The following is a 25,110-nucleotide window of genomic DNA, read 5'->3' as shown; positions in this document are numbered from 1 at the left end:
AGTTACAAGTTACTGAGTTACAAAGTTACAGAGTTGCTGAGCGGTGAGCCATGGACGCCAATGATTTTCGCCGCATCGCATTGAGTCTTGAGGGCGCTGCGGAAGGCGCGCACTTCGGGCAGGCGGATTTTCGCGTCGATGGGCGCATCTTCGCAACCCTGGCGGCGGAGAAGCAGGGATTCGGAAACCTGATGCTCAGCCCGGAGCAGCAGACCATCTTCGTCAGCGAGGCGCCGGAGATATTTCTTCCGATTCCCGGCGGCTGGGGTCGCAACGGCGCCACCCATGTTCGGCTCGCCCCGGCTCATGAAGATCTTCTGCTGGGCGCGCTGCGCACTGCGTGGAAACTGCGCGTGGAAAAGAACCAGAAGACCCGCAAGCGCGCCGCCCCCACGCGGACCAGGGCGAAGTCCGCCAAAAAAATAATGGAGCTCAGTTCTTTGCCCGGGAATCTGTCGCGAAGGAGAGTTCGGATGAAAGCAGGCGTTCTGGGTTCAGGCGTGGTCGCGCAGGTTCTTGCGGCCGGCTTAGTCAAGCACGGTCACAAAGTGATGATCGGGTCGCGCGATCCGGAGAAGCTGGCGGATTGGAATGAGAAAAATCCGCAGGCCAGCCGCGGCACGTTCGCCGAGGCCGCAGCCTTCGGCGAGCTGATTGTGCTGGCGGTGAAGGGCCTGGCCGCGGCCGGCGTGCTGCGCCTGGCGGGCGTGCACAGTCTGGCCGGCAAGACCATCATCGACGCATGCAATCCCATTGCCGACGCGCCGCCGGTGAAGGGCGTACTGCAGTTCTTCACCGGCCCCAACCAGTCGCTGATGGAGCAACTGCAGGAAGAATTTCCTGAGGCACACTTCGTGAAGGCGTTCAGCTCCGTGGGCAACATGCAGATGGTGAACCCGTCTTACGCCGAAGGCAGGCCGACGATGTTCATCTCCGGAAACGATGCGGACGCGAAGAAGACGGTGACCTCCCTTCTCGACCAGTTCGGATGGGACACGGCTGATATGGGCGACGTGGAAGCGTCCCGCGCCATTGAGCCGCTGTGCATGCTGTGGTGCATTCCCGGCTTTGTGCGCAACGAGTGGACGCACGCCTTCAAGATGCTGAGGAAATAATCCCGACATGGCATCTACGCAGGACTTTCGCGGACGCTGGGCGCTGGTGACGGGCGCCAGTGCGGGCATTGGCGTAGCGTTGGCGCGTGAACTCGCGAGCCATGGCGCGAACCTTATTCTTACCGCGCGGCGCGCCGACCGCCTCGACGCCCTGGCATCGGAGCTGCGTGCGCGCGGGGTCGACGTCCGGACCGTCACGGCGGACCTCAGCGATCCCGCGGCGCCGCGCCATATCTTCGACGCCACCGAGGGCGCCGGCGTCCAGGTCGACATCCTCATCAACAATGCGGGCCTCGGCGTCTTCGGGGAATTTCGCTCGAATGCAACCGAACAGGAGCTCGGCCAGATCCGGGTGAACTGCGAAGCGATGGTCGCGTTGGCTCGCCTGTTCGTACCGAAAATGATCGAGCGGCGCCGCGGGTGGATCCTGATCACCGCTTCCACGGCCAGCTTCCAGCCGGTGCCCTACCTGTCCACGTATGCGGCCACCAAGGCGTTTGACCGCTTCTTCGCGCTGGGCCTGGCGCAGGAGGTCGGGCGCTATGGCGTCAAGGTGACGGCGCTTTGCCCGGGGCCTACCGAGAGCGAGTTCTTCGACGTATCCGGTGCCGGGATTCTTCGCAGGAAGGGCGTTCAGTCTGCCGAAGAGGTAGCCCGGCTGGGCATTGAAGGATTGGCGCGCGGCGCCTGGACGGTGGTCCCAAATCTCATGGGTAGGGCCTCCGCCTTCGCGGTGCGGTTTCTGCCGGTGCGCCTGATCACGTACCTCGTGGACAGGCTGGCGAGGCCGGCCGGCGAGCCGCCAAGTCACAAAGTTAAAGAGTGATTAACGATCGAGTGGCAAAGCGGGTCAGGCGGGCGGCAGCGTAGTGTCGGGGTGCAGGGCGGTGAACGAATTGTAGAAGCGCGTCACGTCCTGCTCGCGCCGGGCATTGGACGAGGGATAGAGCGCCATCAGGGTGTAGAGACGGTCGCCGATGAGGAGAAAACGCGCATCGAGGATGCCGCCCTCGGAGTTTCTGGCCGTGATGTCGCGCGAGGGATAGCCGTTCGCGGGGTTCTTGCTCTCGCGCATAAGGGTGGTTCGCGTACGCGCCAGCATGCCGTCGCGAGCCTGGTCGAGGGTGAGTTCAGGCAGGCGGTGGTTCACCCGCGAAACAGGCGGATTGTCCGCCCAGGTGATGGCGAATACCGTGTCCGAGTCGGGGCTGGAATAAAGCATCGTAATGGGTTCGGAACCGCCTGCCTCGTTGTACGCCGGAACCTGCGTTTCCTTGGCATCGGGCGGCATATCGACCCGAAAACCTACGTCAGGACGGGTGAGGGACTGCCACTGGATAGCTGCGCCGCGCGATTCGGAACTGCCGCCGCCCTTATCGCCGGATCCGAAATGCAAACCCCCAAACCGGAATCCGCGATAGTAATAGAGGTACGCACCGGCCGCGATTACGGCCGCGGTCAGCGCGATCACCTGCCAGCGTTTCATGGTTAAAGTGTGACAAGCCCATTGTCTTTCTGCAACTTGAATCGCTCCGGCAACGCTCGACCGGGACAAATTCAGACACCTTGAAAATTCCCGGCAAACTTTTAAGCAACCTTTGGAGGCAGGGTGGCGTCCAACCAGTTAACAAGCAGAGGCTTCCCCGAATTATGGCCCACCAAAAAAGGTGTTCCATCCTCATTGAAGGTCTCAGTGATGAGACCCCTCCTCCAATCCCCCTCCAGGATCCCTTCCTTTTGTAAGCCTCTCGAGCGGGCCTGCCGGAAGGCAGGCCCAATTGCTCCCCTCCTTTGCACTCCTGTTCCTTACAACTGATCCCCCGGTAAAATCAGGAAGATGCCGTCCCCTTCCCATGCCTCCCCGCGTTCCCGGCGCAAGGTCCCCGCAGACCCTCCAAGCCCCTCCGGCGCTGTTGAGACGGGCAGAATTGCCAGCCGCCCGCTGGATGCTCTCCTCGAAACAGCCGGATTGACGCGCAGCCCCCGCTCGAAGTCCGGCGGCTCTGTCAGCCCCGCGCGCGTTCAGGACAAATTGCCTGAAGAGCTCCGGGCTGCGGAACCGCGGACCGCCATAGCTGCGAGCGGCGTCCAGTGGATTCCCGTTCCCGCCTGGCAAAAGAGGAAGTGGCTGTGGCACGGGTTTTCTACCCGCCGCGGTGGCGTCACTACCTGCTACGCGCCGGACGGCGCTCCAGGAGAACTGAACCTGACCTTTGCGCCGCACGACGAGCGCGAGAATGTGCTGCGCAACCGCGGGCTGTTTGCTGAGGCGATAACGGGAAGCGCGGAGACGCCCCTGGTGACCGTGCGGCAGATCCACTCCAGCGTGCTGGTGGTGGCTGGGACGTCGGATCGGGCGTGTAAGGCGGATGGCCTCATTACCGACCGGCCCGGGATCCTGATCGGGGTGCAGACAGCGGATTGCACGCCCGTTCTTCTGGCCGACCGCAAGCGCAAGGTGGTGGCCGCGTTTCATGCCGGCTGGCGCGGCACGGTGCGGCGCATCGTCGAAAACGGTATCGGGCGCATGCGGCTGGAGTTCGGCTCAAAGCCGGAGGACCTGATCGCGGCGGTAGGTCCCGGAATCGGTGCCTGCTGTTACCAGGTCGGCGAGGAATTGCTCTCGGAGTTCGAATCGCAGTTTGTGTACGGGCGGGAGCTGTTTCACGAGGTATACGATTCTGACCCGGTGAAGGCGAAATACCCCATGCTGTTCCTCACCAGGAGGGCCCCGGGCCACTCTCCCATCGGTCCCGGTCTACACCTCGATGTGGCGGAGGCCAACCGCCGGCAGTTGCTCGACGCCGGGCTGAAAGCCGAGGCCATTCAGATGGTGGGCGGTTGCACAAGCTGCCATGGCGAGCTGTTCTTCTCGCACCGCGGATCGAAGGGACATGCGGGCCGGATGCTGAACGTGATCGGCATCCGTTCGTGAACGCGCGTTCCCCGCAACGCTATACTCGACCCATGCGCCGGCTCATTCTCGTTCTTCTTCTGCTGCTATCCAGTCCCTTTCCGCGCATGGCTCACGCCCAGACAGAGGCTCCTCCCGCGGAAATCTCCGCGGACCTGGGCCCCTGCTCGGCGCTCATTGCCGTCACTGACGCCGGCGCCAAGCCGGTTTATGGCGCCAAAGTCTCCGCCCGCGTGCAGTACGGGATGATGGGTGTAAAGAAGCTCGATCTTGAAGCGTTCACCGGCGCTGACGGCAAGCTGAAGATCACGCGCCTGCCCGACACGCTCAAGAAGCCGCTCATCATCCACATCGACAAGGACGGCAAGGCCGACCAGGTAGAGTTCAAGCCCGGCGTGCAATGTCACGCCACCTTTGACGTCCAGTTGAAGTAGCGCCGCGCGGCATTTAAACCCCGGCATCCAAACCCCGGCATCCAAACAGGTGTGCCGCAGACCGTTGAATCCGCCCCCCTCAGCAACGCGGAAATCGCGGACCGGCTCGCTTCTCTGGCCCAGATGCTCACCGTCGAAAAGGCCAATCCCTACAAAATTCGCGCCTACCGGCGAGCCGCCGCAGTAATCCGCGGCCTCGGCGAGAGCGTGGATGAGCTGGTGCGCAGCCGTGCCGACCTTCGCGTCTACGCCGGCATTGGCGAGGGGATCAGCGCGGCCATCCGTGAAATTGTGGAAACCGGCTCGCTCAAGAGCCTTGAAAAGCTGCGCTCCGGCGCAAGCGCGGAAATGGTGAGCCTCAGCGAGCATCCCCGCCTCGACCCGCGGCGGGTGCTGCGGATCTACAAAAAGCTGGGAATTTCGAGTATCGAGGCCCTGCGGAGGGCTCTCGATTCCGGTCAGATCGAGCAGACGATGGGCCCTCGCATAGCCCAGCATGTGCGCCAGGGGCTGGTGGAGACGGAGACCATCCTGCTCTACCACGCGCACCCCCTGCGCGAATCCATCGAGAACTTCCTCGTGAACAAGGCCGGCGCCGAGCGCGCCAAGGCGGCGGGCGAGTACCGGCGCCACGTCGAGGTCATCAGCAGGCTTGATTTTGTAGTGCAGGCGCGCGACTTCGGCAAAGTAGTGGAGGCGATCAAGCTCTTCGGCGGCCGCACGCCCCTGATAGAGGCGAACGCTGATTCCGCCACTTTCTCGCTGCCCTCTGGGCCCCTGCTGTGCCTGCAGCGTGCCCGAAAAAAGGACTGGGGGCTGTTGCTGGTTCGCGCCACCGGCTCAGCGGCACATCTGCGCAAATTGACGCGAGTGACCGGGAGCCTGGCTGCTCTTGAAAAGCCGTTTGCAACGGAAGAAGCGTTCTACGAGCGTTATGGCCTGGCGTTTATCCCGCCGGAACTGCGCGAAGGGCGGGACGAGATCCGGCAGGCCCGCAATGGCGCCCTGCCGGTGCTTGTCACAGAGGAGGACCTCCGCGGCGACCTCCATGCCCACACCTTCAACTCGGATGGCGTCGATTCACTCGAGGACATGGCCCGGGCGGCTCAGGAGCGCGGATATGAATATGTCGGGATCACGGACCACTCCCCCAGCCTGAAGATCGCCAACGGCCAGTCGGTAGAGAATCTGCGCGCGCAAATCCGGGCCATTGACAAGCAGAATGGGCGGCTGACAGGGTTTCGTGTGCTGAAGTCGGCGGAGGTGGACATCCTCGCGGATGGCTCGCTCGATCTCCCCGACGACGTGCTCCGGGAACTGGATTACACAGTCTGTTCCATCCACTCGCGGTTCGCCATGAACCGCCAGCAGCAGACCGAACGCGTGCTCCGCGCCATGGATAACCGGTACTTCACGATTCTCGGACACGCAACGGGGCGCCTCCTGCTGAAACGGCCCGGTTACGAGCTGGACTTCGAGCGGGTGATTGCGCATGCCAGGGCAAGGCGGTGCTTCTTTGAGCTGAACTCGAGCCCGGACCGGCTGGATGTGTCGGCGGAGAATGCGCGCCTGGTGCGGGCGGCGGGAATCCGGATCGCCATTTCAACCGACTCGCACAGCACCGGGGAATATCGCACGATCCGCTACGGCATCGAACAGGCGCGGCGCGCCGGCCTGGCCAAGGCGGATGTGCTGAATTGCCTCACGCTGAAAGACCTGCAGATAGCCTTCCCCCGATGAAAGCCCTCAGCCCTCTCCCCTCAGCTCACGCCGGATCTGCTGAGAGCTGAGAGTTGAGCGCCAACAGCCAAAAGCCAAAACCTGCCTTACTCGTTGCCGCACATGGGGATGGCCGGCCCGGAGAGGGGCTGTCCATCAGCCAGAGCCGCGCCTTGAATCGCGAAGGCAGCGTCCTGAATCTCAGACGGCTTGGGCGGCGCGGCGTAGCAGGCCTTGCCGGTCGTCGTGTCCAGAACCATCGGATAGCCGAAATACGAAACATAGTGGTGGGCGGGCTTATGGCGGCCGGCCACAAAGGCGGACGTCCCAATTGCCAGCACAGCCGCGGCCACGGCCCAGGCCGGCATGCGGAGAGGCTGGCGCACCGCGCTCAGAACGGGCTTCCGGAGCAGGCGGAAAACGGGTGAGACAGAGCGGACAGCGGGCTTTTCAAGGGTCAGAACAGGCATGCAACTCCTAAATAGTGTGCCCCTTCGACCTGAGACTTGCCGGATGTGCAGGTGAACCCATGCCTGCGGCTGGGGGCGCTAATTTGGGCTTGAATCTATGATAGCCAAAAATCCAAATTTCAGAGCTGCTGCTGACACCAAAGTGGTAAAGCTTTTTTAGCATTTTGTAAGGAGCCGCAGCACTCGACCCCCTCCGGTCCGCGAAGGACTGTAAACCTACGCAGTTGCCAACGCGCTGTTTCCGTGACGGGAATGGAAGCTGAGAAATTCGGGTTATCGTGCCCGGATCGCTGGTGACCGGCGGGATGAATCGCTGACCGCATATTGCGATTCGATCCAGTCGCGTATACCTTGAAGTCACCCACTTAACCTAGAGGAATCCTGTGCCGCACCCAGTTTTCCGGCATTTCCTGCCTGTATCCGCCCTTGTCACCATCGCTGCCGGCGCTGTCGCCCTGCAGGGCCAGCAGGCGGAGAATCCCTCCCCCGCGGGTCACTTCACCCGGGCCGCCAGGGAGCTGTTCGCAGCAGCCGGCTCCATGCCGGCCGACGGAGCAAACATCGCCATCCTTGAGGACGACGACTCCTATTCCTTCGACGAACAGGGGCGCATGACGCACGTCGGTTACACCGTATATAAGGTGCTGACCGAAAAGGGCGCGGAGGCCTGGGATTCGATCTCCATCGGCTGGGAGCCATGGCACGAGGCTCGCCCGGAGATCAGGGTCCGCGTCATCACTCCGGACTTCGCCGAACATGCGCTCGACCAGAAAAATGTCAACGAGGCCCCGGCCCACGAGGGCGACTACAAAATTTATTCAGACGGCAAGCGTCTGCACGCGCCCTTCCCGGCCATCTCCGCCGGCGTGGTGGTCGAAGAGGAATATACCGAGCACGAGACGCAGCCCCTCTTTGCGGCCGGGCGATCGGGGTGGTCCACCTTCGGGCGCGAGGATATTCCGGTACAGCACAGCCGCCTGGAGTTCGACGCGCCGCTCAGCCTTCCCTTGCGCACGGCCACCATGCTGCTCGATCAGAAGCCCCAGCGTACTGAGGCCAACGGGCGGGTCAAGCTGGTCTACGATGTCGCCCGCTTGGAAGGCGTTCCGGACGGCGATCCCAACTATCCGTCAGACGTGCCGCGCTTTCCGCAGGTGAGTTATTCCACCGGCGCGTCGTGGCAGGCTCTGGCCACGGAGTACGCAAAAATTGTGGACACCCGCGCCAGTGCGGCCGCGGTGCAGAGCCTGGTGGACGGGCTCATTGCCGGCAAGACCACAACCGCCGGGAAGGAAGCCGCGCTGCTCGATTATCTCGACCGGCAGGTGCGCTATACCGGCATCGAGTTCGGCGGGGCCGCAATCATTCCCCATGAGCCGGCGGAGACCCTGGCCAAGAACTACGGCGACTGCAAAGACAAGGCAACGCTGCTCGTGACGATGCTCCGCGCCGCGGGCATTCCAGCCTATGTGGCTCTGCTGAACGCCGGCTCGCGGATGGATGTGCCCACGGCCCTGCCGGGGATGGGCCTGTTCGACCACGCCATTGTGTATGTGCCGGAAAATGGCGCCAGCCCGGCGTTGTGGATCGACGCCACCGACCGCTATGCCCGGCTGGGGCAGTTGCCGATTGCCGACCAGGGACGCATGAGCCTGATTGCGCGGCCGGATACCACAGCCCTCACCCAGATTCCGCTCGCCGGCTCGAAAGAGAACATCCTCCTGGAATACCGCACCATCACCCTCAGCGAGAACGGGCCCGCCCGCGTAGAGGAAGAAACCCAGCCCCAGGGTGTATACGAGTCGCGCTACCGCTCCTACTATGCCGACAAGCCCGACAAGGACACCCGCGAGAATCTCACCGGTTATGTCAAAGCCCAGTACGCCAGCGACAGCCTTGCCAATGTAGAGCGCACCGACCCAGCCGACCTTGCCCGGCAATTTGAGCTGACCGTGGTCTGCGACAAAGCCAAACGCGGATACACATCGCTCACCGGCGCCGATGCCGCCATTCGCACCGAGGCGCTGTTTTTCCGCCTGCCCGAGGACCTGACCCACAAGGAAGACGACAAGGACAAGAAGGACGGCGCGTCCGCGCGCACCGTCGACTGGCAGATAGTCGAGCCCTATCTCGTCGATCTGCACTATCGCGTCGTGCCTCCGGTGGGATTTGTTCCCAAGGCGCTCCCGGCGAATGCCGCGATCGCCATGGGCCACGCCACCCTGACCGAAGAGTTCTCCACCGATAAGGATGGCGCGGTGCTGGCTCACCTGGTGTTTGACACGGGCAAGCGGCGCTACACGCCAGCCGAGGCCAGCGAACTGCGTGCCAGGGTATCGGATATGATCTCGGGGCCCGCCATTCTGGTCTCCTTTGAGCCCAAAGGCGAACTGCTTTTGCGCGAAGGCAAGGTGCGCGAGGCGCTGGCAAGTTACCGCGCTCTGGTTGCGCTCCATCCCAATGAGGCCGTGCATCACCTGCAGGTGGCCAATGTGCTCCTGGAGGCCGGCATGGGTGGCCCCGCGCGCGAGGAAGCACGCCTTGCGGTCAAGCTCGAGCCGACTTCGGCGCTGGCGCAAAAGACGCTTGCGCAAATTCTGAAGCATGACCTGGTGGGGCGCAGCATGCGTCCTGGCAGCGACCTCGCGGGAGCCGCCCTGGCCTTTCGTGCCGCCGCTAAGCTCGATCCCGACGACAATGCCACCCTGGGCGACCTCGCCATCCTGCTGGAGTACGACGCCGTGGGCCGGCGTTACAGCCGCCAGGCTCCGCTCGGCGACGCCATCGCGGAGTACCAGCAGATTGGGCAGGACCGCCTCAACCAACTCGACCTCTCCAACAATCTGGCTTTCGCGGAGTTCTACTCAGGCGACTATGCGGGCGCGTGCAAAACGGCGCAATCGCTGAACCCGGAGCCCAAAGCGCTGATTGCCGCCTGCATTGCGGTGGAGCAGGGCGCCAAGGCCGGTATGGCCGAGGTCAACAAACGCGCCAACGACGATTCAAGCTTCAAAGACACAGCCCACACCGCCGGCGAGATGCTGATGAATGTGCGGCAGTATCCCCTGGCGGCGGATTTTCTGCAGGCGGGCGCGGGCGGCGACAACGCCGCGCAGTCGATGAGCCTCGCCTCGCTGCTGAAGGATGCGCCCCATCACGAAGACCTCAAGTTCGACAACACCCCGCAGGACCTGGTGAAGCGATTCTTCCTGCTCTCCATGGATCCCAACCTGACGGTGGCCAAAATGGAGGTGCTGGCGTCAAAGAGCGCCCGCGCCTTGATGGCGAAGCAGGATCCTGATGAAATCAAGCGGTCCCTCGAATCCGGACGGCAGTTGAATTCGCAACTGGCGCGGGAGGGCTCGTTCCTCGATGTGACGCTCGACATCCTGGCGCAGGCGTTCGATCCCAAGGTGGAAGGCGACGACGCCACCGGCTACCGCCTGAAGGTGCAGATTCCCGGCGGCGCCAACATGACCTTCTTCGTCGTCAAAGAGGACGGAGAGTACCGGTTGCTGGATACCTCCCAGGAGCCCAACGCCGTGGCCTGGGAGATGCTCGAGCGGATCGATTCCGGCAAAGCGGCGGCCGACCCCCGCGGAGCGAAGATCCTCCTCGACTGGCTCCGCGAAGATATGCACCTCGAAGGCGGCGACGACCCGCTGGGCGGTCCCATCTTTCCGCGGTTCTGGACCCGCGGCGCGGCGCCCGACCCAAACCGGATGAAGCTGGCCGCGGCGGCCATCCTGGTCGGTTCCAGGTCTACCGCCGACCGCGGAATCGGCATCCTTGAGCCGGCGCTGAAAACGGCCGCCACGGAGCGCGAACGGCAGAATATTGAAATTGCGCTCTGCATGGGCTATTCGCTCAAGCAGAATTTTCAGGCGCAACTGGCCATGGGGCAGAAACTCCTCGAGCAGGTGCCGGAGTCACGCCTCGCTTACCTCAACAACATTCAGGCTCTGCTGGGCCTCGAGCGCTACGACGATGCCGTCAAGCTTGCGGATGAGCGGCTCAAGCTGCTCGAAAACGATCCCGACGCACTGCGCTCCAAGACCCAGGTTGAATCGGCGCGCGGCAATTACCTCGCGGCGCGCGGCTGGCTCCAGAAACTAGCCGACATGGGCCGCGAAGATGCCGAGCTGCTCAACGAAAGCGCGTGGCTGGCGCTCTACACCGGCAAGGTGGACGACAAGGACATCGCCACCGGCATCAAGGCCACCCAGATGGCAAAGGACAATCCGCATATCCTGCACACGCTCGCTTGCCTTTATGCTGAGGCGGGCAAAACCAAGGAGGCGCGGGACCTGCTGGTGCGGTCCATGGATGAGCTCAACCTCGACGAGCCCAACGACGACTTCTGGTACGCCCTGGGCCGCATCGCCGAGCAGTACGGCGAACGCGACATCGCCATCGCGGACTATCGCAGGCTGCAGAAGCCCAGTCAGGTTCTGGAAATTCCAACCTCCACCTACGAATTGGCCCGGATTCGCCTCAAGGCCCTGAATGCTGAGAAGGACAGCGGCACGACCGTGCGGGCCGCGAGCCGGAAAAGCCGCTGAGAGCCGGGTCTGCCCGACCTGTATCCGGCGCCTCCCTTGTGACCGCGAGCACAGGCACGCCGATCTGCTCTGGTCCATACTGGATTCCTTCGTTCATGGAGAGCCGCACAGAAGCCCGGGCTGCATCTCGCATTCAGTTCATCGAAGAATAAGCAAGGGTGTTAATCAGAAAACTAATAGGGTTTCACCCCCATTCGCTGCAGAAGTTCTCGGCTTACTTAATCCGATAAGTGGATGTATTCAAACAAGTTAACTACAAATTGTAGACCGGCTCGAATTTTCGCCCCGAACCCGAAAGAAAGACGAAAATCCGGCGAATAAACGAGCACCGGCGAAATGTTCATTTTTATGATTTGTGTACTAACATATAAACAGTCTCTCCCCGGATCGTCCTGACCTTGCCTCTTTTGTCCGCTAGCGTACGTACCGCCAGGCAACCCCGCTCCCGATCGTCGCACCCAAAACAGCAAGGGCGAACTACGTATTGCGTGCTAAAGCGTTTAACTCATGAAATCTAGAGATATAAACGCCCGCTGGAAAGCCTCCTGCCCGGGGCATAGTTGGAGGAAGGGCCGTGAGCAGGGAATTCTGCCAGACCTGCGAGTCGCTTAAAGAATTTTATTGGCTCAAGCTGAACCAGTTCCTCATTGCCGCAGGATCGAGTTCAGCCTGGCCGCCGCCGCTCCATGTCGCAGGAGAAGAGGAGCTGCTGGTGCTGAAAAACGAGTCGCTGGACGCGCTCCGGGAACTCATGCGCCACGCCAAGGCCTGCTACGGACTCACCATCGACGACGTCACCGTCGACGACGCGGCCTGACCGCGCTCAACTCCATCCGCAACGCCAAAAAATTGACCCCGGCACGATGGCCGGGGTCGGGGTTGAACCTGATTGGGGTGCGTTTAGGCCTTGGCGGCCACTACGCGCTCCACTTCCTTGAGACGGGCAGCCTTGCCGCGCAGTCCGCGAATGTAAAAAAGCTTGGCGCGGCGCACCTTGTAGCTGCGGATCTTTTCGACCTTGTCGACGACCTTCGAGTTGAAGGGGAAGATACGCTCCACGCCCTGGCCAAAGCTCATCTTGCGGACGGTAAAGGTGCCCTGCGGTCCGCGGTTGATGGCGATGACCAGACCTTCAAATGCCTGCAGGCGTTCTTTTTCGCCTTCCTTGATCTTGACCTGGACGCGAACCTGGTCGCCGGGCACGAAAGTGGGTAGATCGGTGCGCTTCAGCTTATCGGCCAGGCGCTGCATAACGGGATGAATTGACATGGTTTCTTCCTGCGGTTGAACTCAGAATTTCCAGTTTATCAGAGAACCGTGTTCTGCGCCTAATGCAGCCCTGACGCAGCCTAATGCAGCCCTGACGCAGCCTGACGCAGCCCTGATGCAGCCCTAACGCAGCCCGGAACCTTGCCCGTGCGCTGGCGCTCTGCGCCGGGCGAGAGCGGGGCGAGCAGGATGCTTGCTTCCTGCCCGCCTTATCGATGGCCCGCCCTATCGACGCGGTGTGCGATGCCCAACCATAGATCCCAGTCACTCAGTGCGCTGTCACATTCACAACTGAGTGCCAGGAGGCCCCAAGCGTGTTGACGGCATAGATGTCCATCTGGTGCGATCCGGGCGGCGCCGGCACCGCCGCATCAAGGTAAGGTGTGGTCGCTTGCGTGTACTCCTTCACGCCATCCACCCAGATCTCCATGCGCGCAAAGGTGCCGTCCACGGTGGCCGACGCGTGCACTGCAATAGGCCGCCCGACCGTTGCTCCCGCCGTCGGGGTGCACACGGCAATTCCCGGCGCGGATGGGGCGGCGCAGACCGGCGGCCCCACGTTCAGGCTGAAATTGACCTTCTGCAGCGCGTTGTCGATATCTCCGGAGTAGAACGTAATGGCGTGCGTGCCGTTGGCAAGAGAGGCGGAAGAGTTGAACCAGGCCTTCGTTCCCCACGTGTAGTTCTGCTCCTCGATCTTCTTGCCGTCGATCCACAATTCCATCTTGCGAACGTCACCGTAAGATCCCGCGGAGGCGCTGAAGGCCACCGGCGAGACCGCCGTCTGGTTGGGCGAGCACACGTTGATGCCCTTCGGTGGATAGAGACAATTGCTCCAGATGCCCCCGCTGGTGCTGTTGATAAACACTGTCATGTTTGAACTGCCGCCATCGCTCTGGTTGACGGCGACGTCAGGCTTCCCGTCATGGTTGAAGTCGGCCACAATCGGATTGGTGGTGTAGAGGTGCGAGGGAAGCGGCTGGATCTGGGTAGTGAATGCGCCCGGGCTCCCCGTCGAGAGGAAGAAGACCAGGCTGTCTTTTCCGGTGCCGGCGTTGTGCTCGTAGCCGGCCAGGTCCATCTTCCAGTCGGCATTGAAATCGGCCATGGCAAGCTGAGGCGAGAAGGGAGCATTGGTCGTGTCTTGCGTGTAATTCTCAAACCCGCTCAGCGACCCGCCGGCCGAAGTGGCGCCGAAAGTGCCGGGAGGCACGGAGCTGAAATAGCTTGAGAAGGTCCCCGTTCCTCCTCCGTAGAAGACCGCCAGCTGGCCTGCCGCTGCATCCACTCCGAACAGATCGGTCTTTCCGTCGCTGTTCAGGTCGCCCGCTGAAATGTTGAAAGGCCCATGGGCCGTGTAGACGGTCGTGTCGCGGAAGCCCAGTTTGCCGTCCCCATACAACACATGCAGCACTGCGGAGCAGACGGTCGACCCGGAGGCGCAAAGCGTAGTATTCACGAACGCCACATCGGCATGACCGTCCCCATTGAAATCGCCGACCACCACGTTGTGCACCTCGGTCCCGGAGGGCTCCGCAAAGGCGAGGGCCCCGACGATCCCGAAACGGCCATCGCCATTGCCCGTATACACATAAAGCGCGCGGGGCGTCCCACCGGACGCGTAGTGCTCCGCAATCAGATCGGCTTTGCCATCGCTATTGAAGTCGGCCGCGGACGTCGCTGAGTAATCCGCGAAGTAAGGGATGTCCGGGTTGTAGGTGTCCGTCTGTGTCTCTACGGTTGCCAAGGTTCCATCGGCTTTGCCGAGATACACGTTGACGTAATAAGTACCGTGGATCGCCACAGCCACATCGGGGATGCCGTCGCCATTGAAGTCGGCGATGGCGAGCGGAAGCTGCGTCACATCCATGCCCCAGCGCTCCGCTCCCAGCACCGGAGAACGGAAGTTGCCCGGACCGGAGGCGAGGATGACGGACCAGCCGTCCGGGGTCTCAGCGGTGTCCTGAAGGATGTCAGGAAGACCGTCTTTGTTGAAATCGGTGGTGTAAAGATTGCCGGGTCGATTGCCTCCGGCAACAGTTTTCGCGTTGAAGGTGACAGTTTTTTGCGCCATGGCGGCGCAGGCAAACAGGGTGGAAACAGCCGCGGCGAGTGCGCAGCGAAGGTAGGACATACGACCTCCTCAAACGGGGCAGAAGCAAGAAGTCCCGAAGGGACATCCGGCGAAGGTGGGGCGCCGGAAAAGTCTATGCAGATGTCTACGGGCCTGATGAGAACTGCGCGCAGATTTTATCGGATGTATCGAAGCGTGTGGCGGGCGTACTCTGCAGTCACACCAGACATTCTGGTCCTCATCTCCGCATTCGTCAATTTCGATACGGCAAATGCGCAGCTTCATGCGCATGGCGATTTCTCGAACGTCCCTGGCTGGAGATCGGAAAGCCGCGCCGTGATTGATATAGTGCGGCATGGACGAAAAACGGGAGTTTCTGCGTCATACATTGGCGGCGCTGGCGTATCGGGCAAACCGCGCGCTCCAAGGCTCGCCGGACGAATTCGCGGCGTTCACCGGCTGCGGCAAGACGCCGGCGCAGATTCTGGCGCACATGGGCGACCTGTTCGACTGGGCCCTTAGCAGTGCGCAGGGGCAGCAGCGCTGGCATAACTCCGAGCCGCTGCCATGGGGCGAAGAAAAAGCACGGTTTTTCGCCGCCCTGACCGCGCTCGATGGGTATCTGGCAGGCCCGGAGCCGGTGCGCGCGGAGCTGGAGCGGCTCTTTCAGGGCCCAATCGCCGACGCCATCAACCACGTGGGCCAGTTGGCCATGATGCGGCGGCTGGCAGGATACAAAGTGCCGGGCGAGAACTTTTACGTCGCCGAGATCAAAACCGGACAGGCCGGAGCCGAACAGCCGGCTCCGGTGAGGACGTTCTGAGGCCGCGGAGCTACCGGCTGGCGATGACGCGAATGTGCGCCATCATGCCCCCATCCTGGTGCTCGCCGATGTGGCAGTGGTAAACAAAATCACCCACCTCGGCGAACGGGATCTTTACCCGCACCGTCGGCACTTTGCAGGTGCCCAGACGCCATAGCGCAACGCTGCCGTCGCAGTTGGTCCCGCCGGTGGGGAGCGGCACGTTATCCATCAGCGCGCCCCCGTCGCCTTGCGGCGCATTGTCCGATTCCACGTAGAACTTGGTCTGATGCATATGGAAGTTGTGCACCTCGCCCGCGACGTTCACCAACTCCCACTCCTCGGTGACGGGCTGGTTGCCCGGTGCGAGCGGCAGGCAGACGTTGATGCTGTTGGGATCGAACGGCGAGATCTCCTGGTAAGTGCCGGCAACCGGATTGTCGTTCTCATCCACCTCCTCATACCCAAGCCCGAACTGATCCGGGTTCCAGGGTGGGACCCCGAAGAAAATGCGGCGGCGATGGCCGGAGGGCAGCGCAGTGCACGCGGGCGAGGCGAGCGATTTCACCGGCTTGGATAGCTCGGCCATTTCCATGTGCATGGTGTGCATCTGCTGCGCCGTGAGCGGATGCTGAAGAGCCGGCACGCTGCTGGATTTTCCGGCCGCTGCCGCCTGCGCATCGCGGAGGGAAACATCTGGTCCCACGCCATTGAAACTCGCGGTGACCGGCGCGCCCAGCAGCCCTGTGGACGAGAGCAGGTTGCGCCCGACGGCACGGACCTGCGGGCGGCTTATGGACCTGCTGGAGGCCTGGCCGAAGAGATGGATCGCCGAGGTGCCCGTCGAACTGCCGAACGACACGTGCGACAGCTTGATTGACGGCCATGAATCGCCGATCGGGCCGGTATTGACTCCCTTTGTGATGAGGGTGGCCGATGACGAGCCGGATTGAGGAGCGATCCAGATTTCCGCGCGCGCGCTCGGATACATCACAAGGTGGTTGGCGCAGACCGGCGCATTGGCGCCCGAGGACGAGCCGCTGCACGCCACCGCTTCGACCTTGCCGGCCGTGGCGGCGCGAATGTGGGCCAGGTCGCTGCCCGCGGGCGGAGCCAGGGCCACGCCATCGAGCGAGAGCACCTGAAACTGCAGCGGCGCCTTGGTCTGATCGTCCTGGAGAACCAGATCGTAGGCGCGAGTGGGGCCGGTGTTGAGCAGGCGCCAGATCTGACCCGTGGATTCCGTCACACTGAGCGACGGATAGACTTGCCCGTTGATCGTGAAGAGCCAGCGGCCGCCGGTGTAATTGGACCCCTCAGGGTCGTCCGGATCATTGGAGCGGTCTTCTCCGTCGCAGGCGCCTTCGCGGTTGTCGCCATCGTCGGGATCCTGATTGCAATAGGCGGCGTCTTCCTGGTCCTGCACCTCGCCGCTGGGCAGCACCTGCATGTCTTTAAGGGCGATGTAGTGGACCGGTATGGTTGCGGCGGATTGAACGTAGTCGCTGACCGCGCCAATGGTGATCAGCCCTGACAAGCCTTCCGAGAGCTGATTGCCGCCGAGCCCATGCACGTGGGGATGGAACCAGAAGATGCCGGAGGGATGGTTCGGGGGAATATAGATGTCGTATTGGATGGGCTGGTCTGTGGCGGTTTCGTCAGCCATCACCATCGACGGCATTTTGCCCGAGGGATAGCCGAGAACATAGACGTAGTCGCCGTATGTAGGGTCGGAGGCGTCGGCTTTGCGGGGTTCAACGATCAACCCGTGGGTATGAATATTCACGGGGTTGGCGGCCAGCATCTCGTTCATCATGGGATCGTTGCCGTGCGCATTCTCGGCATCATCGGGAACGGGCGGCAGATGGTTGATAAGACGGATGCGCAGGTGATCGCCGGGCATGAGCTGGAGGCGCACGCCGCCGTAAGGCGCGGCCGTGCGGGGATCCGCAGGGCACTGATCGCCCTGCGCGTCGGCGATCTCGCAGACTTGAAAAACCCAGGCCGTAGGCTTGAACCCGCCAAGCGTGACCGGCGAAGGCTCCGCGATCATCAGCAGATCGAGCACGCCGTTCGCGCTGGTGAACGCCGGCGGGTCCGGGAAGGATGCTTGCGGTGAGCTGGAATTGTGAACGTCACTGCAGCTTGCAAAAAGACACAACAATCCCATCCCAAGAAGAATCTTGCGTATCAAAGTGGATTTCCCCCACTGGATTCGATTCAGCGAGGCGGGATATGAGTTGCTAGGAAAATGACGACACTGTCATTTTCATCTCAATGTAAGTTTGCAACGGTCGCCAGGCAAAAAAAGCAGCCGGAGCGGGCGGCCACTCCGGCTTGTTTTTCATTCGCGCCGCCCCCGCCTATTGCCTCAGGCCTTCCGTCTGGAAGGGTAGCCCCGTTTCAGGCGACTGCATCGGATCAGCTTCCTTGTTGGGCGCGATGGAGACGCCGGAAGCCGATGCGGGCGTGACGGTCGTGTTCCAGCCATCGAGGACCATCAGGGCATCTTCGCCGTGAAGGTCTTTGAGGTCGGCGTCGACGTTGATGGTCCGGCTTTCGCCGGGCGCCAGCGAAACATAGTTGCCGTCGTAGTACACAGGCAAGACGCGCTCGCCGGATTTGCGGCGGAGCTGCACATGCGCCATGAGGGCGATGTGCTTTGACGAGTTGCGGAGGGTTAAGGCGATGCGGGCGCGCCCCTCCGAATCGTTACGCGTCACACTAGCGTCGAGCGCAACCTTCGAGAGCTTGTCGAGCTTTTTGAGATCGTCGGGGCTGCCGGTTGCGCCGCGCCAGTAGAAATTGGTCGAGAGCAGCTTGCCATTGGCGTCGTGCAGATCGAGCTTCAGGAGAGAGAGGTTCTTCCCCACCTTGGCGGGTGCGTCCACCGGGCCGGCGGAGGTGGCTGTGTCGGCAGGCGCGGTCACTTGGGCGTCGTGCTGGTACGCGACTGAGCCGTTCGGTTTGTAGACCGTCTCGTGGACCACAGCGTTCTCCAGCGGCGTGGGCAGGTTATTGATGATCTGCACCTGCCCGGTGGATTCGTTGAGCTGGACGTGCTGCAACTCGCCGGCTGAGCGTACGCCGAAAAGCGATGCGCTCGGCTCGAGGTCGTAGTGGTAGAGCTGCCACACAAAGCTGGGCTGCGCGGGCGCTGACATCCAGGTGATGATGGCCGTGGTGGGATGAAAGAGCTGCGCGTTGCGGCCTTCATACATGGCGCGGTACGCCTCAAAGTTCATCAGCTGCGCCTTGCGCACGAAGTCCGCTAGATTGCGCACCTTGCCGTAGCGGTCTTCAAGCTGGCCCTTGTACTTGTCGCCCCACTGCGCCCCGCGGGCAAAGTCGTGCTCGGCCCAATCGTCGTTGATCGACTCCCAGTCCTTCTGCGGCATCATGCCGTGAATGGACTCGAGCGTGGGCACAGAGAGGGAGCCGGTTTCGGTTTTGAAGAAGTCGTCGGTCACGAGGTAGAACTCTTTAGGCGTGCGCCAGTGGTATGGACCGTTGGAGCGCACGCCGGCGCCTGAAGTAGAACTCGGCTGATAGCGCCGCGTGGGTTCAAGCTCAGACATCAGGACCTGAAGCTTGTCGTCAATCGACTTGGGCGGGAAGCCCTCGTTCCGCGCGCACCACACGGCGATCGACGGGTGGTTGCGGAAGCGGAGAATCTTGTCGCGCACATTGGCCATGTAAGTGACCAGGTCGTCGGGGTCAGGGCCATCTGAGGGGTTAGGCTGGAAGAACTCGTCCCAGAGCAGGATGCCGTACTTGTCGCACAACTCGTAGAAGTCCTCGCCCGTCGACTGGCCCACCCAGTTGCGAATGAGATTGAGGTTGGCGAGCTGGTGCATGTGGATCTCGGCATCGAGACGCTCGCGCGGAATGCGCTTGAGCATCTCGTCGAGACCCCAGTCGCCGCCCCTGATGAACACGCGCACGCCGTTGATGCTGATGGTGAGGTTTTCGGAATCGGGGACCGAGTAAGTGATCTTGCGTACGCCGAAGCTCACGTCCTGTGCGTCGGACGTTGTACCGGCCGCTTCGAAGCTCAGGTGCAGCTTGTAAAGGTTCTGCGGACCGTAGCCGTTGGGCCACCACAGGCGCGGGTTTTCGATGTGGAGCGCCGGCGTGGTCTTGGCATCGAAGGTGATCTTCTGCGAACCGTGCGCCGGGATTTCAACCGTCTGCTCGAACGTGATGTTCTCGATGGCGCCTTTGAGCACGCCTTTCTGCGGCTGATCGGTGACGTTCTCCACGGTGGCCTGAACGGCGACGTCAGACGAATCCCTGCGCGGCAGCGGCAGGTCGGTAGTGACCAGCGGGTCCTTCACCAGCACCGGGCCTGTGGCGGAAAGGTACACCTTCTGCCAGATCCCGGTGTCGCGGTCGCGGATGCCGGGCAGCCAGTCCCATCCAATGGTGGAGAGGAACGTAGGCCCGTCGAGCGCGGTGATGCCGCCGTTCTTCCCCAGGCCGTTCTTGAGGGTGTGCTCAATGGGCACGCCGGGGTGCGGCTGCGGCCAAACCAGCACCGCAACCACGGCCTTCTGCCCGGGCTTCACCCGCTCTGTGATGTCGAATTTGCCGCGAATGAAGGCACCCCGCGTAGTGCCCACCTTTGCGCCGTTGACCCAGACCTCAGACGAATAGTTGATGCCGTCGAAGTTAAGCCAGACGTGCCGCCCGGCATAGTTCCCGGGCACCTCGACCGCCGTGCGGTACCAGTACGACGCTTTGTTGAGGGACTCAGGAATGATCTCGGGGCGGTTGTTCTCGCCGTACGCCGGATCGGGATAGACCTTATTGTTGACGAGTGTGGTGAGCACGGTGCCGGGAACAGTGGCCGTGTACCAGCCGGCGGGACTGAATCCTGACGAGGAAACCTTCTCGGCCGAGTCTTTCACCTTGGCGGCATCCTGGAGCTGCCAGCCGGACGCGACAGTTACAGCCGCGGGCGGAGCGGACTGGGCCGCTGCGCGGAGAGGAGTGCAAAGCAGCAGGGCCAGTGGGACCGATATCAAACCGAGGCAAAAGCTCTTTCGAGAGGTCAACGATTCTTCCTCACTCATCTGGGATTTTCGCGCGCGGATGGAGCAGTGCGCGATGAACTAGCCATTGTAGCCGGGGTCGGCCCGCCTCCGGAAACTACGAATCTGCATGAGAAAAGCCCTCGGTGCCCGGCGGACACAACTGTGCTGGAGCGCATCGGATAATGGTGACATGGAATTCCAGCGTTCCTCGGGCATCTTGTTGCACGTCAGCTCCCTTCCTTCCTATGGCGGCATCGGCGATATGGGGCCGGCCGCTTATGAGTTCTTGAAGTTTCTCGCCGACGCAAAACAGCACGTGTGGCAGGTGCTGCCGCTGTGTCCTACGGGCTTTGGCAACTCGCCCTATGCAAGCTCCTCGGCATTTGCGGGGAATCCGTATCTCATCAGTCTCGAGTTTCTGTCGGACTGGGGCTGGATCGCGGGTCAGCGCATCGCGGGTCTCGCCGGGCGCGCGGGCGCGGTCAACTTCCACCAAGTGGAAACGCGCAAGCTGCCGCTGCTCTATGAGGCGGCCGGGAATTTCCTCGATCGCGGTCCCCACGACGCGAAGCTGGCAAACCAGTGGGCGGAGTTCCAGGAGTTCTGCCAGCGGGAGGCCAACTGGCTCACGGACTATGTGCTCTACGCCGTGCTGCGCGCCAGGTACAACACCGGCGCGTGGACCGCGTGGCCCGAAGAGGTGCGCAAGCGGGACCGTGCAGCGCTGGATGCGATTGCGCGCGAACACCGCCGCCACCTGGCCCTGGAACAGGTGCTGCAGTATGCGTTCACGCGCCAGTGGGAAGATCTGCGCGAGGCCGGCAGGCGCGACGGAATCCGAATCCTGGGCGACGTGGCCATCTTCGTGAACATGGATTCGGCCGATGTGTGGACGCATCCTGAGATCTTCGAACTGGACGAAGACCTGAAGCCGATTCGTGTCGCCGGTGTCCCGCCGGATTATTTCTCAGCGACAGGGCAGCGCTGGGGCAATCCGCTCTACCGCTGGGATGTCTTGCGCGCGCAGGGTTTCGACTGGTGGATTCAGCGCATGGCCCGCGCCAAAGAGATCTATGACATCGTGCGGCTCGACCATTTCCGCGGCTTCCAGGCTTATTGGGCGATTCCCGCGGAAGAAGAGACCGCGATTCACGGCAAGTGGGTCAAGGCACCCGGCCTGGAACTCTTCCAGGCGCTGGAGCGCGCCCTGGGTCCGCTCGCCATTGTGGCGGAAGATCTGGGCCTGATTACGAAAGATGTGGATCAGTTGCGCATGGATGCCGGCTTCCCGGGCATGCGCGTCATTCAGTTTGGGTTCACAGACAAGGGCGCCCACATGCACCTGCCGCATCAGTACACGCTGGATATGGTCGCTTACACCGGAACGCACGACAACGACACCACCCGCGGCTGGTGGGAGTTGGCAAGCGACGTGGAGCGGAAGGCGGCTGCTGCGTGTGTGGGTGTGGAGACCGATAAGAAGGCGAGCCCGGTATGGCCCCTGATTCGCGCAGTGGAGGGCAGCGTGGCGCAACTCGCGATTGTGCCCGCCCAGGATCTGTTCGAGATGGGCTCCGAGGGGCGCATGAATACGCCGGCGGTCCCGCAAGGCAACTGGAGCTGGCGCGCGCCGGAGAGACTGTGGACAAATGAACTGGCGGCCAAGCTGGCCGAGGTTGTCGAGGTGACGGATCGCGAGAATGATCCGTTGGGGGAAAAGCTGGAAGAGGTCGATTCACCCGACTCTATCTAGGAAGAGACAACGACGTTTCTTTGGTGATAGCCTTCCCCCAATTTCTCTATCTGAAGAAAGGGCGTAAGCTGCCTGACGCCCTGCGCTCTCGGGCTCTCTGGTGAAATCCGTCCTGTACTTTCTTTTGGCGGCAGGCATGACACTTCGCATGCCGGCTCAGCAGGTAAACTCTGCTCCTCCTCAGAACGGCCAGGCTTCGGCCGAGAGTGATCGCGGCGAAAAAAGAGTCGAGAGACCTCCCCGCATCGGCCCAACTGCAGCAGAAGCTTAGCGAGAATGCGGTCAAGATTCAAAGTGATGTCATGGCCGAGACCGCTCGCATCGGAGGACGGCTGGGCGGGGAAATTGGTCAAGAGATCGCGAAAGAACATCCGGGCTGGGTGAAGTCCTCCAAACCGTCGGACGAACCGATCAAGCAATGATCCAGACAGCTTGGTCTTGATGCCGTTTCCCGCAGAACTTGTTCCTTGTTATCCTTGCCCCACATGGAAATCGCTGCCATTCAGACCCGCGGGCTTACACGGCAATTCGGCGAACTCACGGCTGTCGAGAACGTCGCCTTCAGCGTAGCGCCCGGACAGTTCTTCGGATTCCTCGGCCCGAACGGGGCAGGGAAGTCCACCACCATCAAGATGCTCACCGGACTGCTGGAGCCGAGTGCGGGAACCATCGAAATACTCGGCCAGCCGTTTCACGCATCTTCGCTCGACCTCAAACGCCAGATCGGCGTCGTTCCTGAAGGCATGGCGCTCCTCGGCCGCCTCACCGCAACCGAGTATCTCAGCTTTGTAGGCCGCATGTACGGGCTTGATCACGACACCGCGAATCGCCGTGCCGGGGAACTGCTCGAGTTCATGCAACTGGCTAACGAGGGCCGCAAGCTGGTCACCGACTTCTCCCACGGCATGCAGAAGAAGCTGGCCCTGGCCGCCGCAGTGATCCACGGGCCCAAGCTGCTGTTCCTCGATGAGCCGTTTGAGGGCGTCGATGCGATTGCGGCAGGCATGCTGAAGACCATGCTGCAGGGAATGATCCAGCGCGGCGCCACCATCTTCCTGACCACGCACGTGCTGGAGATTGTCGAGCGGCTCTGCAGCCACGTCGCCATCATCAGCAGGGGCCAGCTCGTTGCCAACGGTTCGCTTGAAGAACTGCGCGTCGGGGTGGCCAGCACCCTGCCAGGTGCCGAGGCTGACCAAAAGCTCACGCTCGAAGAAATCTTCTTATCGATTGTGGGCGCCGGCGGCACCGAGCCGACGCAGGAGCTGTCATGGCTGGCGTAGCCGGACTGTCGCATGCGCATGGGGTGCTCAGCCCGCAGTCGCGTGCACAATATGGCGCTCTGGCGCGGATCCGTTGGATCATGTTCCGGAACACCATCCGCTCCACCCGCGGCGCGCTGGAACTGGGAGCGCGCATCGCCACAAGCATCCTGTTTTCGTTCATTGGCCTCTCCATCGCGACGGGGCTGGGAGCTGCGGCCTATGCCATGGTGTCGCACGGCGAATGGACGTTCCTGCCTGTCCTGTTCTGGACAGTCTTTCTAATCTGGCAGTTGGTCCCAATCACGATTGCCTCTTTTCAACAGCAGTTTGACCTGGCCGGGCTGCTGCGCTTTCCAGTGAGCTTTGGCACGTTCTTCGTCCTCAATCTGCTGTTCGGATTGATTGACGCCTCAACGATTGTGGGCGCGTTCTGCAGCATGGGACTGTGGGTCGGCATGGTGGTGGCGCGGCCCGGCCTGTTTGTGTGGGCGACGTTGGCGCTGCTGGTGTTTGCGATCTTCAACGTGCTGCTGGTGCGCACCATCTTTGCCTGGATTGAGCGCTGGCTGGCGCAGCGGCGCACGCGCGAAATCGTGATGGCGATCTTTTTTCTGCTGATGCTGGGGTTGCAGTTGCTGAATCCGGCGCTGCGACAGAGCCCCAACAAGCCTCCCTTCAATGCCGCAACGCGCACGGCGGCTCTTCATTGGCTGCATGAGGCGGATCTGGTGCAACGCTGGCTCCCGCCGGGATTGGCCGCGATGACATTGCAGCAGGGGCAGGACCGCCGGCCCGTGCAGGCGTTGGGCGCGCTATGCGCGCTGGGACTGTTCGCCACCGCCACCGGGGCCACGCTGGCCGCTCGGCTGCGCGCCGAGTATCGCGGTGAAAATCTCGGGGAAGGACCGAAACGCAGTGAGGCCGAACGCAAGGGGCGCGAGTGGTCGGTGGGCGGCTCAGGGCCAATTGCGGCCGTATTCGAAAAGGAACTGCGCACGCTGCTGCGGGCTATCCCGCTGCTCTATCAGGTTGGGTCGCCCATCATTGTGGTGTTCGTGCTGGCAAGCGTAAATCGGAATGTGAGCAGCCCGTCACGTCATATTCCGCTCGGGCTTTTGCTGTCCCTCGCATACGCGATAGTCGGGTTCACGCAGCTCATCTATAACAACCTGGGCGGCGAGGGCGCGGGGATTCAGCTTCTGTTTCTTTCGCCCACGCCCATCCGCACCGTGGTCCTGGCAAAGAACCTGTTCCACTCTGCGCTGTTCGCTATCGTCGCGGTCCTTGTGGGCGTTGTGGCTTGCTGGAGATTCGGCACCCCCCCGCCCGATGCCATTGCAGCCAGCGCGGCGTGGGTGTTGTTTGCGCTGCCGGTTCACCTGGCGGCCGGCAATGCCTTCTCACTGCTGATGCCCTACAAGATCAACCTGAGCCGCATCGGAAAACACAAGGGCTCGCAGGCGAATGCCTTGCTGAGCCTTCTCATCCAGCTTGTCACCATGGGGCTGGGAGCCGGTGTGTTTGCTTTGTGCGGCTGGCTCGGCCGGCTCTGGCTGGCGGTGCCGATCTTTGTGGCGTTGGCTGTTGGCGCCGTGTTTGGCTGGATGCACATGCTGGGCCGTGTGGATGGGATCGCGAATCGGCGTCGCGATGAACTGATCGCAACCCTCGCCAAGCCCGACTGAGTTGGTGTGCCC

General features: G+C 62.3%; 18 protein-coding genes. 12 read left to right on the top strand and 6 right to left on the bottom strand.

Annotation, left to right across the window (positions count from 1 at the left end; genetic code table 11):
• The first annotated feature begins 50 nt into the window (after nt 1-50).
• Together VGL22_RS11370 and VGL22_RS11365 are read left to right on the top strand one after the other, a co-directional pair.
• Nucleotides 51-1,115, top strand: coding sequence for an NAD(P)-binding domain-containing protein (locus VGL22_RS11370; RefSeq protein WP_465267041.1), 1,065 nt, complete (start codon nt 51-53; stop codon nt 1,113-1,115).
• A gap of 7 nt (nt 1,116-1,122) precedes the next feature.
• Nucleotides 1,123-1,941, top strand: coding sequence for an SDR family NAD(P)-dependent oxidoreductase (locus VGL22_RS11365; RefSeq protein ID WP_465267040.1), 819 nt, complete (start codon nt 1,123-1,125; stop codon nt 1,939-1,941).
• 24 nt (nt 1,942-1,965) lie between these two features.
• On the opposite strand, the gene VGL22_RS11360 is transcribed toward VGL22_RS11365, so the two are convergent.
• The gene (locus tag VGL22_RS11360; RefSeq protein WP_465267039.1) at nt 1,966-2,601 is read right to left on the bottom strand and encodes a hypothetical protein; all 636 of its coding nucleotides are present in this window, start codon (nt 2,599-2,601) and stop codon (nt 1,966-1,968) included.
• A 546-nt stretch (nt 2,602-3,147) separates the two neighbouring features.
• Here VGL22_RS11360 and pgeF point away from each other — a divergent pair.
• The 3 genes from pgeF to VGL22_RS11345 are packed head-to-tail and all read left to right on the top strand — an operon-like array spanning nt 3,148 to nt 6,203.
• The gene (gene pgeF, locus VGL22_RS11355) at nt 3,148-4,050 is read left to right on the top strand and encodes a peptidoglycan editing factor PgeF (RefSeq protein ID WP_465267038.1); all 903 of its coding nucleotides are present in this window, start codon (nt 3,148-3,150) and stop codon (nt 4,048-4,050) included.
• A gap of 32 nt (nt 4,051-4,082) precedes the next feature.
• Entirely contained in the window at nt 4,083-4,463 is a 381-nt protein-coding gene (locus VGL22_RS11350) for a hypothetical protein (protein WP_465267037.1), read from the top strand.
• Nucleotides 4,464-4,514: 51 nt separating this feature from the next.
• Nucleotides 4,515-6,203, top strand: coding sequence for a PHP domain-containing protein (locus tag VGL22_RS11345; protein WP_465267036.1), 1,689 nt, complete (start codon nt 4,515-4,517; stop codon nt 6,201-6,203).
• Nucleotides 6,204-6,289: 86 nt separating this feature from the next.
• Here VGL22_RS11345 and VGL22_RS11340 read toward each other — a convergent pair whose 3' ends face one another.
• Nucleotides 6,290-6,652 carry a hypothetical protein gene (locus VGL22_RS11340; RefSeq protein ID WP_465267035.1) on the bottom strand — a complete coding sequence of 121 codons (363 nt, stop codon included), beginning with the start codon at nt 6,650-6,652 and terminating at the stop codon, nt 6,290-6,292.
• A gap of 383 nt (nt 6,653-7,035) precedes the next feature.
• Between VGL22_RS11340 and VGL22_RS11335 the strand changes: the two genes are divergently transcribed.
• Both VGL22_RS11335 and VGL22_RS11330 read left to right on the top strand, forming a co-directional pair.
• Nucleotides 7,036-11,214 (top strand): DUF3857 domain-containing protein, encoded by a 4,179-nt coding sequence (locus tag VGL22_RS11335; protein ID WP_465267034.1) that lies wholly within the window; start codon nt 7,036-7,038, stop codon nt 11,212-11,214.
• Nucleotides 11,215-11,788: 574 nt separating this feature from the next.
• Entirely contained in the window at nt 11,789-12,031 is a 243-nt protein-coding gene (locus tag VGL22_RS11330) for a hypothetical protein (RefSeq protein ID WP_465267033.1), read from the top strand.
• An 83-nt stretch (nt 12,032-12,114) separates the two neighbouring features.
• On the opposite strand, the gene rplS is transcribed toward VGL22_RS11330, so the two are convergent.
• A complete protein-coding gene (gene rplS / locus VGL22_RS11325) occupies nt 12,115-12,483 on the bottom strand; it encodes a 50S ribosomal protein L19 (RefSeq protein WP_465267032.1) in 369 nt (122 codons plus the stop codon).
• Between the two features lie 268 nt (nt 12,484-12,751).
• Nucleotides 12,752-14,617, bottom strand: a complete 1,866-nt coding sequence (locus VGL22_RS11320) for an FG-GAP-like repeat-containing protein (RefSeq protein WP_465267031.1) — start codon at nt 14,615-14,617, stop codon at nt 12,752-12,754.
• Between the two features lie 295 nt (nt 14,618-14,912).
• On the opposite strand from VGL22_RS11320, the gene VGL22_RS11315 reads away from it, so the two are divergent.
• A complete protein-coding gene (locus VGL22_RS11315; protein WP_465267030.1) occupies nt 14,913-15,380 on the top strand; it encodes a hypothetical protein in 468 nt (155 codons plus the stop codon).
• A gap of 10 nt (nt 15,381-15,390) precedes the next feature.
• Here the strand turns inward: VGL22_RS11315 and VGL22_RS11310 are convergent, their stop codons facing one another.
• Complete coding sequence (locus VGL22_RS11310) at nt 15,391-17,553, bottom strand: multicopper oxidase family protein (protein ID WP_465267029.1); 2,163 nt, start codon at nt 17,551-17,553, stop codon at nt 15,391-15,393.
• Nucleotides 17,554-17,722: 169 nt separating this feature from the next.
• Nucleotides 17,723-20,416, bottom strand: coding sequence for a glycoside hydrolase family 2 protein (locus tag VGL22_RS11305; RefSeq protein WP_465267028.1), 2,694 nt, complete (start codon nt 20,414-20,416; stop codon nt 17,723-17,725).
• A gap of 169 nt (nt 20,417-20,585) precedes the next feature.
• On the opposite strand from VGL22_RS11305, the gene malQ reads away from it, so the two are divergent.
• The 4 genes from malQ (at nt 20,586) to VGL22_RS11285 (ending at nt 25,098) form a co-directional block, all read left to right on the top strand.
• Nucleotides 20,586-22,148, top strand: a complete 1,563-nt coding sequence (gene malQ / locus VGL22_RS11300; RefSeq protein WP_465267027.1) for a 4-alpha-glucanotransferase — start codon at nt 20,586-20,588, stop codon at nt 22,146-22,148.
• A gap of 206 nt (nt 22,149-22,354) precedes the next feature.
• Nucleotides 22,355-22,570 carry a hypothetical protein gene (locus tag VGL22_RS11295; RefSeq protein WP_465267026.1) on the top strand — a complete coding sequence of 72 codons (216 nt, stop codon included), beginning with the start codon at nt 22,355-22,357 and terminating at the stop codon, nt 22,568-22,570.
• A 63-nt stretch (nt 22,571-22,633) separates the two neighbouring features.
• Nucleotides 22,634-23,431, top strand: coding sequence for an ABC transporter ATP-binding protein (locus VGL22_RS11290; RefSeq protein ID WP_465267025.1), 798 nt, complete (start codon nt 22,634-22,636; stop codon nt 23,429-23,431).
• A complete protein-coding gene (locus VGL22_RS11285; RefSeq protein WP_465267024.1) occupies nt 23,419-25,098 on the top strand; it encodes a hypothetical protein in 1,680 nt (559 codons plus the stop codon). Before VGL22_RS11290 ends, VGL22_RS11285 begins: the two co-directional genes overlap by 13 nt.
• Nucleotides 25,099-25,110: the final 12 nt, after the last annotated feature.

The organism is Occallatibacter sp. (genome assembly GCF_036502485.1).
GTDB lineage: Bacteria > Acidobacteriota > Terriglobia > Terriglobales > Acidobacteriaceae > Telmatobacter.
This window is presented reverse-complemented; position numbering and strand designations above follow the sequence as displayed.